The sequence below is a fragment of the Winogradskyella poriferorum genome (genome assembly GCF_050618035.1).
In the GTDB taxonomy this organism is placed as follows: Bacteria; Bacteroidota; Bacteroidia; order Flavobacteriales; family Flavobacteriaceae; genus Winogradskyella; species Winogradskyella poriferorum_A.
This window is the reverse complement of the sequence record NZ_JBODPY010000001.1, coordinates 175,435-190,197: the sequence shown is the minus strand read 5'-3', so window position 1 is coordinate 190,197 and position 14,763 is coordinate 175,435. Positions and strand designations below refer to the sequence as shown.

Sequence of the window (14,763 nt, the reverse complement as noted above, 5' to 3'; positions counted from 1 at the left end):
GAGTTTAGAAATGAAGATCAGCGTTATTAAACCAGCACTACTTTGTTTAATATTTTTTTTAGTTGCATGTCAGTCGGAGTATACTAGATTAGTTGAAAGTGAACTAGCTAGTGGAGTAAAAAATGATTCTATTTTTTACAGTTTCAAATTTGGGCAATCTAAGGACCAGTTTTATGATACATGCTGGGAGTATAATAGGAAGAAAATTTTCTCACATGGCCCAAGTAATAATTATGTTCAGGTTGTTTTAAAACCTAATGATTCTGCGTCCGCAGAAGATAAAATAAGAATGCTCTTTTATGCCAAGTTCAATGCTGAAGAGGAAATAGTTGCCATGGATGTGAAGTTCTCTCATGTGGCTTGGGCACCTTGGAATAAAGATTTACAAGCGGATAAACTGATGCCAAAAGTAAAAGATACCTTAATGAAATGGTATCCAGGTAATGAATTTATAAAGGTGAAGGATGTGCTTGTTAAGATTGATGGTAATAGGCAAATTAGGTTAAAGGAAGAGAATGATAAAGATGTTTCCGTAGTTATTGAAGACATGGAATACAGATATAAAGAACTAACTAAATAATAATGAAAAAGCACTTTATAGTATTCGTACTATCTCTATTTATTTTGTCATGTAATGATGATAAAGTAGATAATGCTCAAGAAAGTGAAGCGCCGCAATTTAAACTACTTTCTGAAGAAGAAACTGGGATAAGTTTCAGTAATGACCTCGTTTCTACGGATGATTTTAATGTTTATAAGTACCGTAATTTTTATAATGGTGGTGGTGTTGCCATTGGAGATGTCAATAATGATGGCCTACAAGATGTTTATTTAACATCCAATCTAAATCAAAACAAACTTTACATAAATAAGGGTGATTTTAAGTTTGAAGATGTTTCAGAATCAGCTAAAGTTGGTGGTACCAAGGCTTGGTCTACAGGTGTTTCCATGGTAGACATCAATGCAGATGGCTATTTGGACATTTACGTATGTAACTCTGGTGATGTTCAGGGAGACAATAAGCAAAACGAATTTTTTATAAATAATGGAGATCTTACATTCACTGAAATGGCAGGTGAATTAGGCCTCGATGATAAAGGCTTTTCTACGCACGCATCATTCTTTGATTATGATAATGATGGTGATTTAGATGTGTATTTATTGAATAACTCCTACCAAGCAATTGGAAGTTTTAACCTTACCAAAAATGAGCGCCCTAAAAGAGATGTACTTGGTGGTGATAAACTTTTTGAGAATAGAGATGGTAAATTCTATGATGTAAGTGAGCAAGCTGGTATTTACGGTAGCGTTATTGGTTTTGGTCTAGGTGTAACGGTCGGTGATATGAACAACGACGGTTGGCAAGATATTTACGTGTCCAATGATTTCTTTGAGCGCGATTACCTATACATCAACAATCAAGATGGCACTTTCAAAGAATGTCTTACAACATCAATTAACTCTATAAGTGGCGCTTCTATGGGAGCGGATGCAGCAGACATAAATAATGATGGTTATAATGATATTTTCATTACCGAAATGCTACCAAGTGAGTACGATCGTTTGAAAACGGTGACCACATTTGAAGATTGGAATAAATACCAGTATAATGTTAAGAACGATTATTACCACCAGTTTACTCGAAATATGTTGCAACTTAACAATAGTGATCTTACGTTTACTGAAGTAGGCCGTTTTAGTGGTGTTGAGGCCTCTGATTGGAGTTGGGGTGCTCTGTTTTTTGATATGAATAATGATGGATTAAAAGATCTCTTCATTGCTAATGGAATTTATCAAGACCTTACAAATCAAGATTATTTAAAATATATCTCTAACCAAGAGGTCATAGAATCTATAATTAGAGATAATCAGGTCAATTATAAAAAGCTTATTGATATTATTCCATCAAATAAAGTTAAGAATCACTCATACATTAACACGGGTGATTTAAAATTTGAGCGGACTGCCAATGGTTTAGATACAGAAGGTTTTTCAAATGGATCGGCCTATGGAGATTTAGATAATGATGGAGATTTAGATGTTATTGTTAACAATGTAAACATGCCACTTTTTGTATATGAGAATACCCTAAGTGATTCTAGTTCGCATTATCTGAAAGTACAATTAAAGGGTGAAGCAAAAAATATTGACGGAATTGGTGCGAAATTAAAGCTATCAAGTCCAGAGAATACATATTTCTTAGAACAACAACCTGTAAGAGGTTTCCAATCTTCTATGGATAAGCGCCCTAATTTTGGGTTCCAGGAAACAGAAGGTTTGGTTCTAACTGTAAATTGGCCATCAGGAAAAATTACCGAAGTTCCAATTAACAAGGTGGATACAACAATAAGTCTTGACGAAAAGGATGCTTCTAAACCGATTAATGAAAGTGAAGAAGAATTAAATAAAATTTTTACTAAGAATACAAGCATTCTCAATTTCTCACACAAAGAAAACAATTATGTAGACTTTAATATTGAGCGCTTACTTCCATTTATGAGGAGTACAGAAGGTCCTAAAATGAGTTTAGGAGACGTTAATGGCGATGGAAATGCCGATATTTTTATTGGAGGATCAAAAGGGAATTCGGGAAAACTTTTTATTAATAAGAACAACCGTTTTGTTGAAGCGAATAATACTGTTTTTGCTGGTAGTAAGGCAACAGAGGACGCTGAAAGTGTTTTCTTTGATGCAGATGGCGACGGTGATTTAGACCTATACGTTTGTAGTGGTGGTGTTGAGTATTCAAAGTTTAGCCCAAATTACTTAGATAAATTCTATACAAATGATGGTAAAGGGAATTTTAGCCTATCCCAACAGATACTTCCAACAGCGGAGGGCTATCACAGTAGCAGTACTGTTGCGGTGGCAGATATCGATAGTGATGGCGATTTAGATCTATTTGTGGGTGAACGCTCTATTCCAAAGAACTATGGTGATCCGGCTTCTGGATATCTTTTAGTTAATGATGGTGCAGGAAATTTCAGGGAAAGCACTTCAGATTTAGCTCCTGAATTAGCAACCTTAGGAATGGTAACCGATGCCTTATTTGTAGATGTAAATAAAGATGGTAACCAAGACTTAGTAGTCGTTGGAGAATTTATGGGAATTAGAGTGTTTGAAAATTCAGGAGGCAAATTCAATGAAGTAGAAAATGATTTATCTGATTTAAAGGGATGGTATAATACTATTGAAACAGCTGACCTTGATAATGATGGCGATGCAGATTTAATTGTAGGTAATCATGGATTAAATAGTCGATTTAGAGCGTCTGCATCTAATCCAATAAAACTATATGCTAATGATTTTGATGGTAATAGTTATGTAGATCCTATTCTTACTTTTACAGCAGAAAACGGAAGACAATATCCGTACGCTTTAAGACATAATCTGGTAGATCAACTTAAATATTTGAGTAAAAAGTTTCCAGATTATGAGTCGTTTAAAGATGCAGATATTACCAAGATTTTTTCTGAAGAGCAATTAAATGCAAGTACTGTAATAGAGGCGAATAATTTAAAAACTGTTGTTTTAGTTAACAACGGGAGCTTCAATTTTGAGGTGAAAAAATTACCAAAAGAGGTACAGTTCACACCAATATATGCTATTACAACAGCAGATTTTGATAAGGATGGTGATTTGGATATTCTTATGGGTGGAAATCTTAATGGTGTGATGCCAGAATTTGGTAGATACGATGCTTCCTATGGAAATTACTTAGAAAATTTAGGGAATAACGAATTTAAACACCATACCACAGGAAAAGGCTTAAAAATACAAGGAGAGATAAGAGATATAGAGTTACTTGGCAATACCATATTTATTGCAAGAAACAATGATGAACTTGAGGTATATGAATTTTAAACACACTGTAATATTTGGTTTAATAGTAGCTGTATTTTTTGCTTGTGCTGAAGATAAAAGTGTAGAGGTAAAAGAGGAGCAACTCCCAGCGCCATTCAATAATATAGAATCCGACGTGTCTGGTTTAAACTTTTCTAATGATCTAGAGGATACAGGTGATTTAAATATTATTGAATATCTCTATTACTACAATGGTGGTGGGGTAGCTATAGGAGATATTAACAATGATGGATTAGAAGACATCTTTTTAACTGCAAATCAAAAACCAGATAGACTATTTCTTAATCTAGGTGGTCTTAATTTCAAGGATATTTCAGAAGAAGCTGGTATCAGTCAGATGAGCTCCTGGTCTACAGGTGTTACTATGGCAGATATAAATAGAGATGGGTTATTGGATATCTATGTTTGTAAAGTAGGTAATTACAAATCTTTAAAAGGTGAAAATGAGCTTTACATAAACCAAGGCGATAATAAATTTAAAGAACAAGCTGAATCTTATGGTTTGGATTTCTCTGGCTTCTCTACCCAAGCTTCCTTCTTTGATTATGACAATGATGGTGATTTAGACATGTATCTTATGAACCATTCCATCCATACCGTTTACTCTTATGGGAATGCAAAAGCACGGACAAAAAGAGATGCGTTATCGGGTGATATCATGTTTGAAAATAAAGGTTCCGATGGGAATAACAAATTTGTTGACGTTACCGAGGAAGCAAATATTTACAGTAGTGCTTTAGGTTATGGATTAGCTTTAGCAACATCTGATGTAAATAATGATGGCTTTATAGACATTTACGTTGGGAACGATTTTCATGAGAATGATTACTTATATCTTAATCAAGGAGATAAAACATTTAAAGAATCAAGTGAGGCCTATTTTAATCATACCACAAGGTTTACAATGGGTGCCGATATTGCTGATATCACAAATAATGGTAAGCTAGATATTATTAGTCTAGATATGATGCCTTACGATGCAGAGATCTTTCTTAAATCTGGAGGAGAAGATTCAGATAAAGTAAATCAGATTAAAAGTTCATTCGGATTTCAACAGCAATATGCAAGAAACCATTTGCAGCTCAACAATGGGTCTTACTTTGTTGATGCAGCTTTGTTAACGGATACCTATGCTACGGATTGGAGTTGGTCGCCGCTTTTAATGGATTATAATAATGATGGGCTAAATGATATATTCATTACAAATGGTATTTATAAAAGACCAAATGATTTAGATTATATAAAATACTTAAGTACAATTGACTTCGCAACTTACAAGGAAACGAAGCACGATAGTATTGAATTGAAGCTCATAAATAGCATGCCAACACTTAGTTTGTCTAATAAGCTATTTACGAATGCCGATGGTCTATCTTTTGAACCTACAAGCATTGATGGTAATGATAAAGGCACCTATTCAAATGGTGCAGCATATGCAGATTTAGATAATGATGGTGATTTAGATATCGTGGTAAATAACATTAATGAAAATGTTTCTCTTTTAGAAAACACGAGTTCTGGGAATTACCTAACTGTAAGGCTTCCTAATAGCGTCAATAGTGCAAAGGTTAAGCTTTATGCTAATGGTAAGAGTTATTACAAGGAGCAGTCTACTGTAAAGGGCTACTTGTCGAGTTCAACTCGCAATCTGCATTTTGGTTTAGGAGAAACAGATAAAGTCGATTCTTTAAGTGTGGTTTGGTTAGATGGGACCATTTCTAAAATGGACCAATTAGCAATCAATTCGATTGTCGCTATAGAAAAAGGTGAGGGTTCATCCTATAATTTTGAGAAAATTCAATCAGAAGATTATGTGGAATTCCCTTTCCGTCATCGAGAAAATGTATTCTTAGATTATGAACTAGATGGTTTAGCACCTGAGAATTTGTCTCTTGAAGGTCCATCTGTGGTAAAGGCAGACTTTAATGCTGATGGATTAGAAGATCTTTATATTGGGGGCGCAAGAAATCAAAAACCTGTCCTTTTCTTTATGAGTAATGATGGTAAATTTAGTCAAAGTGATACCAAGATTTTTGATGAAGATTCAAAATATGAAGACACAGATGCCATTGCCTTAGATATCGATAATGACGGTGATTTAGATATTTATGCACTAAGCGGTGGAAACGATTACAATAGTGGACATCCTTTATTAGAGGACCGCGTTTATCTAAATGATGGAAGTGGTACTTTTTCAAAGCTCCCATCTCGATTAATTAATACCAATGGAGGTTCAGTATCTAGCCATGACTTCGATGGTGATGGCCTCGTTGATTTATTCATTGGAAATAGAGCTGTTCCAGGAGCCTATGGATTATCTCCACAGAGTTATATTCTAAAGAATAAGGGTGATTATACCTTCGAGATTTACGCCAAAGCACGTTTTGGTATGGTTACCGACTCTGAATGGGCAGATTTAAATGGTGATGGTTTGTCTGAGTTAATAATCGTGGGTGATTGGATGCCAATAACAATAATGTCTTTTACAGCCGATGGAAAGTTTTTGGACAAAACTAAAGACTTTGGACTTGGTGATACTAGTGGACTTTGGAATACGGTTGCCATTTCAGATTTAAATAATGATGGAAAATTAGATATTATTGGAGGTAATGTTGGTCTAAATTTTAAGTGGAAGGCTTCGAAAGAAATTCCAGTAAAAATGTACTTGGATGATTTTGATGAAAATGAAAAATTAGATCAGCTAATATTTTACGATTTCTTTGGTAAATACGTACCTTTTGCTTCCAAAGATAAGCTGGTAGAACAAATGCCATATTTAAGAAAAAAATATACAGACTATAAGTCATTTGCATCGGTTTATAGTATTTCAGATTTAACAGATAAATCAGAAGATGAAATTATTAATATCAAAAGCTTACATGAGTTACGGTCTATGATGTATTTAAATAATGGATCTACATTTGATGCCAAACCGCTTCCTAATCAAGCACAATTAAGTACATTAGAGGATGTATTTGTAGATAATGGTCAAATTGTATTTACAGGTAATCATAATGGTTTTGTGACAGAGCTAGGAGAATCATCTTCAAATTCTGGAGGCGTATTAAATATTGAGGATTTAGAAAATATTGAATATGAAGCCTTACCGTTACCTATGGGAATTAGAGGAAGAAGAATTGTAAAAATAAAAGAGAACAAATATTTAATTGTTACCAATAATGGCAAGTCTTATCAGACGAGCTTATAAAAAGAAGGATTGAAAATGAAGCGTTTAAAGTATTATCTATACTTAACAATTACAGTACTAGTAGCAAGTTGCAGTAAACCTGCAGAACCGATTGAAATTACACCTGAAGTTTTTCATGCTTCAGTAGATAAAGTGATGGACATACAAATCCATGATATTTTCTCACCACCAGTAGCGAGTAGAGTTTTTGTATATCCTAACATTGCGGCCTATGAGATTTTAGCACAGAAGACAAACGAGATGGAATCCTTGGCAGGACAAGTCAATGAGCTCACCGATATACCAAAAGCCGACGAAAGTCAAAATATCAACTTAGAATTGGCGGCAATCATAGCTCATATGGAATTAAGTAAGAGTCTTATTTTTTCGGAAGAAAAAATGGAGGTGCTTCAAGACAGTTTGTATACAGATTGGCAAGAGAAAAATGAAGCTGAATTTAATGCTTCAAAAACATATGCATTTGATGTGGTAAAGCACATTAAGCAATGGATGGATAAAGATAATTATAGCCAAACGAGAACGATGCCTAAGTTCACGGTTGACACGGATGACCCATCGCGTTGGCAACCTACACCACCATCATATATGGACGGAATTGAACCGCATTGGAATAAGATTAGAACTTTTGTTTTAGATTCGGCAGCACAGTTTAAGCCAGCAAGACATCCAGAATTTTCATTAGAAAAAGGAACAAAGTTCCATGATGAACTTATGGAGGTTTATGAGGTTAGTAAAGAAATAACAGCAAAGGGTGATGATTCAGAAGAAATCGAAATTGCTCAATTTTGGGATTGTAATCCTTTTGTTTCCGTAACTAGAGGGCACTTTATGTTTGCTACTAAGAAAATATCTCCTGGTGCACATTGGATAGGTATTGTTAAAATAGCATCAAGAAAAAGTGATGCTAATGTAGCACAAACTGTAAATGCATACACCAAAACTTCAATTGCAATTGCAGATGCATTTATAAGTTGCTGGGATGAAAAATACCGTAGTAACTTAATTAGGCCAGAAACGCTTATTAATCAGCACTTAGATCCTGATTGGTTACCTATTTTACAGACACCACCATTCCCAGAATATACCAGTGGACATTCTGTTGTTTCAGGAGCAGCATCTACGACGTTAACAGCAATTTTTGGTGATAATTTCCAGTTTGATGATGACACTGAAGTACCTTTTGGACTTCCAATACGATCTTTCGATTCGTTTAATCTCGCAGCTCAGGAAGCCGCTGTAAGTCGATTATATGGTGGGATTCATTATAGAGCTGCAATAGATTTAGGGCTTACTCAAGGACGTAATGTTGGTAACTTAATTGTAGATAGAATTAAAATGAAGTTTGAATAAACTATATGATAGGTGATAAGCTTACATATCATTCTAGTTTTGAAAACATCAACGATCAAATTATTGCAAAACTAAATAAAGACCTAGCTTCAAAAAAGAGAGTATGCATTGCTGTAGGTGGTGAATCGGGTTGTGGTAAAACCTCTTTAGCCTATGCTTTATTTGTAGATATAGAAAATAAGCTGGGACTCAAAGGTTTCCTTTTTCATGGAGATGATTATTTTCACTTGCCTCCAAAGGATAATCATAATAAAAGACTAGAGGACATATGTCATGTTGGTCCATCTGAAGTAAACCTAAAACTCTTAGATTCTAATATTCAGAATTTTCTAGATAACCAAGGTGAGATAAGGAAGCCCTTGGTTCATTACAAAAACAATGATATATCAGAAGAAATTTTAAATTCCAAGGATTTTGATTTTTGTATTGTTGAAGGTACGTATACTATGCTTTTAGAAAAGCCCACGTTCAAGGTTTTTATTGAAAATTCATTTATAGATACTAAATTGAACAGGGAAAAGCGCGCACGAGATATTATGGATGAATTTAATGAAAAGGTATTAGCGATAGAACATAATATCATTAAGTCGCAACGCCTATATGCCGATATGATTGTGAATAACACTATTGTGGATTAATCACCTTTTTTGGTGGTTTTCAAAAGTGTTTTCAGTCATTTTATTAAATTAGGTAACTAACTAATAATCATAAATATGAAACTAACCAAACCGAGATTGTCTTTTTGGCAAATCTTCAATATGAATGTTGGTTTTCTTGGTATTCAATACAGTTTTGGACTCCAGCAAACAGCCATCAACCCAATCTTTTTATATCTAGGAGCACCAGAAGATATGCTACCTATTCTAAATATTGCAGGACCTGTTACAGGATTAATCGTTCAACCTATTATTGGTGCAATGTCTGATAAAACTTGGTCACCACGTTGGGGAAGACGTAAACCATATTTTTTAATTGGTGCCCTAATAGGTAGTCTTTGTTTATTTGCTTTTCCAAATAGTCCAGTGCTTTGGTTTGCTGTTGGTTTGCTTTGGCTGTTGGATGTTGGTAATAATATGGCGATGGAACCATACCGTGCATTTGTTGGTGATAAACTGCCAGAGAAGCAATTAAGTTTAGGATATCAAATGCAAAGCCTATTCGTAGGTGCAGGAATACTTCTTGCTAACGGTTCAATTATTCTATTTCAAAAGTGGTTTGGTGGTGATATAGAAGTGGCTGGGAAAATTCCACAGTGGCTTTATTATTCATTTTATATCGGAGGAATTTTATCTATAACGACTATTCTTTGGTCTGTATTAAAAACACCAGAAATCCCACCTAGCGATAAAGAATTAGCTGAGATTAATCACAGCAAAAGTTTAGGTTTTGCGCATCGCGTGAGAGAACCTTTTGAAGAAATAATTGAGGCTATAAAAGATATGCCCAAGTTTATGTGGAAGATCGCAGGTGTGTATTTATTCCAGTGGTATGCCTTATTCATTTACTGGCAATTTATTACACCACTGTTTAGGCAAACATTAAATTATTCAACATCTGAAGCGGCAGCACAAGCCGCAAAAATGAATACAACTTATAATGTGGTGACTATGCTGGTTGCACTTGCGTTAGTACCATTAACTATGAAGTTTGGAGGTAAAAAAGTATATGCCTTAAGTTTAGTAGGTACAGCCATTGCATTGTTTGCAATACCAAATATTCAAGATCCTAATTTGGTCCTAGTGCCAATGGTTTTATTTGGAATTGGTTGGGCCGCTATGATGGGTATTCCTTATACTATGGTTTCAAAAGTGGTATCGCAGGAAAGACGCGGCGTTTACATGGGAATTCTCAATATGATGATTGTAATACCTATGGGAATACAGACCTTATCCTTCGGACCTATTTATAAGCATCTTTTAGGAGGTTTGGCCACAAATGCTATAATGTTTGCAGGTGTATTTTTTGTAATTGCTGCAATACTGGCGATGCGATTAAAGGAGCCTAAATCAGTTAGTGATGAAATAGAAACAGCAGGATAAAATTAAATTGAGACATGAAAAATTTAGGTATAAAAATCTCGATATTCCTTAATTACTTTGTATTTGCTATTCTTTTAAATAGTGTAGGTATAGTCATTGAAAGATCTATAAAAATTTATGAGGTAACAGAATCACAAGCTTCAGTTTTAGAAGCCTTTAAGGACCTTCCAATTGCCATAGTTTCATTTATTGTCGCCTCATTTCTTCCGAGATTTGGTTATAAGAAAGCTATGCTAACAGGTTTAGCCATTGTCTTTGTAGGGTGTCTCTACATGATTTTTGGGAACTCATTTTTTCATACTAAAGTTTTATTCTTATCAATAGGTGTAAGTTTTGCATTAATAAAACTATCAGTGTATTCATTAATTGGGATTTTAACAAGTTCAAAAAAAGAGCATGCTTCTTTTATGAGTTCAGTTGAAGGATTTTTTATGGTTGGAATAGCCTTAGCTTATTTCTTATTTCCTGCCTTTTATAATGATGAGCAAAATATTAATAGCTGGTTAAATGTTTATTATGTTTTGTCTGCTTTAATACTGCTTTCCTTTGTGTTTTTATTGTTTTCAAAATTAGAATATACGGTAGAAGCAGCAGGAACAAATTTAAAGGAGGATATAATGGCTTCAGCTAAATTAATAATAGTACCATTAGTATTGGTATTTATAATTTCAGCTTTCTTATTTGTTATGATAGAACAAGGTATTATGACTTGGTTACCTACTTTTAACAAGAAGATATTTAATTTTAGTTCTGTTTTAAGTGTTCAGATGGCGAGCATATTGGCCTTAACACTTGCGGCTGGTAGATTTATAGCAGGTGCTTTAACAAAGTACTTAAATTGGGTTGTTTTAGTCATTGCTTGCGTAGTAATATCTGGTGGGATTTTAATTTACATTTTACCTCAATTGAAGGTTGATGGAAATGCAGTTGCCACCATACAATCGCTTTCAGATGTACCCGCATTAGGATTTATTTTGCCCTTAATTGGATTGTTTATAGCGCCAATTTACCCATTACTTAATTCATCTGTTCTTAGTTCATTACCAAAGAAACTACATTCGCCAATGTCTGGATTAATCATCATATTTTCAGCTTTAGGCGGAACAATTGGTTCTAGAATTGTTGGTGAGCTTTTTGAAAGTGTAGGTGGTGCAAATGCATTTTATTTTCTGCTAATACCAATGGGATTATTAATTGTCTTTGTCATATTAATTGATCGAATGTCTAAATCAAAAGCATAATTTTAAATGATTTTAAACTTAAATATTGAGGAAACTATTGATAGGCTTTTAGAGCAAGAGGACACTGATGGTGATAAGAAAATTACTATAGAGGATAAAGGGCCTAAATCCTTTGAATTACTTTCTGATTCCGGTGATTCAATTACTATTAATGGAACCTATCAATTATCAAACCTTCTACAAGAATTGGTGATTCAAAAGCAAGAAGGAAAGGATATTGCTGCTATTAATCCCAATTATATTGACGAATTACCTCCGGATAGGATCTCAAGAATGATAAGAGATTTTTACTGGAAGGGATTGACAAGACAAATGGATAAATCAGGTATTGAAGCCTTAATATCTGATACAAAGAATGAGACTTTAACGGCAAGTGTTTTACCTGTGTATGTGCCTTATACAGACGACTTGGCTATAGAGTATTACAAAAAGTTAGAAACAACACTTCCAATTAAAACTGTTCAATTACCGGAAGTCATTACTCCAGAATTCGTTAAATCGATAAATGATCAACCAGGTATTTTAAGCTTAAAATTAGAAAAAGAGAATGGTCAAGTAAATGGTGTGCCGTTTGTTGTACCTGGTGGTAGATTTAATGAAATGTATGGTTGGGACAGCTATTTTGAAGCTGTTGGTTTAATGTGCGATGACAAAGTCCATTTGGCCAAAGCAATGGCAGATAATTTTCAATATCAGATTGAGCATTACGGAAAGATTCTAAATGCCAACAGAAGCTATTATTTAACAAGAACACAACCTCCATTTTATAGCAGTTTAATATCTGAGGTGTTTGAAATTACAAAAGATAAAGAATGGTTGGCAAGCCATCTTAAAACAGCTATTAAAGAATATGGAACGGTTTGGATGGTAAAAGGCATGCGCCTAACCGAAAATGGATTAAATAGATATAGAGCAGAAGGTATAGGTGTAACTCCAGAATGCGAAGAAGGGCACTATGATGTGGCATTAAAACCGTTTGCAGATGAAGCAGGCTTATCAATTAAAGATTTTGTTGATCAGTATCAAAGTGGACAAATACAGAATGAAGCATTGGATGTATACTTTTTACATGATAGAAGTTTACGAGAATCCGGACATGATACTTCGTGGCGTTTAGATGATGTTTGTGCAGATTTAAATACGGTTGCATTAAATAGTTTACTGTATAAGTACGAATCTGATTTTGCACATTTAATTGAAGACTACTTTGGTGGTGAATTTAATGGCTGGTATAGTACTTATTGGTTTCAGGTTATGCAAGAACGTGCTGATCTTATGCAGGAATTGATGTGGAATGAGGAGCATGGACAATACTTTGACTATAATTTTGTAAAACAGGAGCAAACCCTATTCGAAAGTGCTTCAAATTATTTTCCGTTATGGGCAGGATTAGTTGATGTTAGAGATGCACATAAACTGGTAAAATCTTTGATGAGCCAATTGAAGGAAAAAGGTGGTATCGCAGGAACTTCAAGACAAATGGATGCGAATCTCCCAAAAGATGCAATTCAACGACAATGGGATTATCCTAACGGCTGGGCACCACACCAGATGCTAATTTGGGGAGGATTAAAAAACCACGGTTTTACAGATGAACTAAATGAATTAGTTTACCGATGGTTGTATATGATTACTAGAAATGCTATTGATTATAATGGTACAATTCCAGAAAAGTATGATGTTGTTGCTGCTACACACAAAGTATTTGCAGAATATGGTAATGTTGGTACGGACTTCGAATATATAACTCAAGAAGGATTTGGCTGGATGAATGCATCTTATCAGTATGGATTGACTTTGCTTGATGATACCTACAAAAATCACCTTAATAATTTAGTTGATCCAGAAGAACTTTTTTAAATAAAAACCAATCTAAAATAGATGTATTCACTAAGACTCATATTATCCAATTGGCGCTATTTTTCGGTAGTTTGGGTATTTAGCTCTTTGAATATAATGATTGGTACTTGGGTACTTTATATACCGAGAGTTAAAGAAAAATTACAATTGTCAGATTCAGAAATTGGCTTTGCACTTTTTTGCTTGGCCTTAGGTCTCTTGTTTTTTATTCCACTAGTACCTATTGTCACACGTAAATTTGGATTAGGGAAGTGCACTATTGTTGGCGTTTGCTTGTTTTGTATAGCTTTTTTAGGTCCATTATTAGCACCTTCATATACTATGTTGTGTGTTGCTCTGTTCATTGTAGGCAACTTTTCAGGCCTTACCGATATTGCAATGAATACTTTGGTTTCCGAGATGGAGAAAACCGATAGTGTCAACATCATGTCTGCGGCACATGGGTTCTTTAGTCTAGGAGGTGCTATAGGTGCCTTAGTTGGTACCGTTCTAATGACCATTTTTGAGACACCTTTCTATCATATGCTATTAATGGCAATTGCAGTAATTGTAACCAACTTATTCTTAGCTGGATTTTACTTCAAGATAAATGAAGTTGAAGAAGAGAAAAAGGAAAAAAGTAAGCTTCCTTTAAAAGTGTTTAAACCACTTTTTATTTTGGCATTTTTGGCTATGACTACAATGGGTAATGAAGGTGCTATAGAACATTGGAGCTCAATTTATCTGTTAGAAGTTGTTGAGGTAGCCTCTGAAAATTATGCTGGTTTTGGATTTACTGTGTTTTCAATAATGATGACCATTGGACGCTTTTTTGGTGATGGAATTAGTGCTAAGATAGGTTCAGCTAAAATTGTGTTTTTAGGGTGTTTGATGGCTTCCTTGGGTTATTTGGCCGTATTGTCCGCTGGATTAGTTTTGAGTTTAATAGGTTTCGGAATTATAGGACTCGGCTTATCAGTCATAATTCCAGAACTAATAAGAATGGCCGGAAAAACCGAAGGTATAGCAGCCTCAAAGAGTATTTCTTTTGTAACAGGCATAGGCTTTTTAGGATTTTTACTTGGTCCAATAGTGATAGGGTATATATCAGATGGTTTTACACTTCATATGAGCTTTGTATTTTTATTGAGTGTCACCGCAATTGCTCTATTGTTTTCAATGTTTAAACTAAGAACCAAATGAATCTAAATACACAATTAAT

Annotated in this window: 9 protein-coding genes; all 9 read left to right on the top strand. The window is 34.5% G+C overall.

Going from position 1 to position 14,763, the window contains the following annotated elements; genetic code table 11:
* Positions 1-10: 10 nt before the first annotated feature.
* A complete protein-coding gene (locus ACRHOC_RS00860) occupies positions 11-580 on the top strand; it encodes a hypothetical protein (RefSeq protein ID WP_431156604.1) in 570 nt (189 codons plus the stop codon).
* A 2-nt stretch (positions 581-582) separates the two neighbouring features.
* Positions 583-3,864 carry a VCBS repeat-containing protein gene (locus tag ACRHOC_RS00855; RefSeq protein ID WP_431156602.1) on the top strand — a complete coding sequence of 1,094 codons (3,282 nt, stop codon included), beginning with the start codon at positions 583-585 and terminating at the stop codon, positions 3,862-3,864.
* A complete protein-coding gene (locus ACRHOC_RS00850) occupies positions 3,854-7,072 on the top strand; it encodes a VCBS repeat-containing protein (protein WP_431156601.1) in 3,219 nt (1,072 codons plus the stop codon). Before ACRHOC_RS00855 ends, ACRHOC_RS00850 begins: the two co-directional genes overlap by 11 nt.
* A 15-nt stretch (positions 7,073-7,087) precedes the next feature.
* A complete protein-coding gene (locus ACRHOC_RS00845) occupies positions 7,088-8,422 on the top strand; it encodes a vanadium-dependent haloperoxidase (RefSeq protein WP_431156600.1) in 1,335 nt (444 codons plus the stop codon).
* 5 nt (positions 8,423-8,427) lie between these two features.
* Positions 8,428-9,060, top strand: a complete 633-nt coding sequence (locus tag ACRHOC_RS00840) for a hypothetical protein (RefSeq protein WP_431156599.1) — start codon at positions 8,428-8,430, stop codon at positions 9,058-9,060.
* 75 nt (positions 9,061-9,135) lie between these two features.
* The gene (locus ACRHOC_RS00835; protein WP_431156598.1) at positions 9,136-10,461 is read left to right on the top strand and encodes an MFS transporter; all 1,326 of its coding nucleotides are present in this window, start codon (positions 9,136-9,138) and stop codon (positions 10,459-10,461) included.
* A 14-nt stretch (positions 10,462-10,475) separates the two neighbouring features.
* Positions 10,476-11,702 (top strand): MFS transporter, encoded by a 1,227-nt coding sequence (locus ACRHOC_RS00830; RefSeq protein WP_431156597.1) that lies wholly within the window; start codon positions 10,476-10,478, stop codon positions 11,700-11,702.
* Positions 11,703-11,708: 6 nt separating this feature from the next.
* Positions 11,709-13,562, top strand: a complete 1,854-nt coding sequence (locus ACRHOC_RS00825) for a trehalase family glycosidase (protein WP_431156596.1) — start codon at positions 11,709-11,711, stop codon at positions 13,560-13,562.
* A gap of 21 nt (positions 13,563-13,583) precedes the next feature.
* Positions 13,584-14,744 carry an MFS transporter gene (locus ACRHOC_RS00820; protein ID WP_431156595.1) on the top strand — a complete coding sequence of 387 codons (1,161 nt, stop codon included), beginning with the start codon at positions 13,584-13,586 and terminating at the stop codon, positions 14,742-14,744.
* Positions 14,745-14,763: the final 19 nt, after the last annotated feature.

What these genes read in the sequence shown, in the direction of transcription:
- ACRHOC_RS00840 (WP_431156599.1), top strand. Translation starts at nt 8,428, where the DNA reads ATGATAGGTGATAAGCTTACATATCATTCTAGTTTTGAAAACATCAAC.
- ACRHOC_RS00825 (WP_431156596.1), top strand. Translation starts at nt 11,709, where the DNA reads ATGATTTTAAACTTAAATATTGAGGAAACTATTGATAGGCTTTTAGAG.
- ACRHOC_RS00820 (WP_431156595.1), top strand. Translation starts at nt 13,584, where the DNA reads ATGTATTCACTAAGACTCATATTATCCAATTGGCGCTATTTTTCGGTA.
- ACRHOC_RS00830 (WP_431156597.1), top strand. Translation starts at nt 10,476, where the DNA reads ATGAAAAATTTAGGTATAAAAATCTCGATATTCCTTAATTACTTTGTA.
- ACRHOC_RS00850 (WP_431156601.1), top strand. Translation starts at nt 3,854, where the DNA reads ATGAATTTTAAACACACTGTAATATTTGGTTTAATAGTAGCTGTATTT.
- ACRHOC_RS00835 (WP_431156598.1), top strand. Translation starts at nt 9,136, where the DNA reads ATGAAACTAACCAAACCGAGATTGTCTTTTTGGCAAATCTTCAATATG.
- ACRHOC_RS00845 (WP_431156600.1), top strand. Translation starts at nt 7,088, where the DNA reads ATGAAGCGTTTAAAGTATTATCTATACTTAACAATTACAGTACTAGTA.
- ACRHOC_RS00855 (WP_431156602.1), top strand. Translation starts at nt 583, where the DNA reads ATGAAAAAGCACTTTATAGTATTCGTACTATCTCTATTTATTTTGTCA.
- ACRHOC_RS00860 (WP_431156604.1), top strand. Translation starts at nt 11, where the DNA reads ATGAAGATCAGCGTTATTAAACCAGCACTACTTTGTTTAATATTTTTT.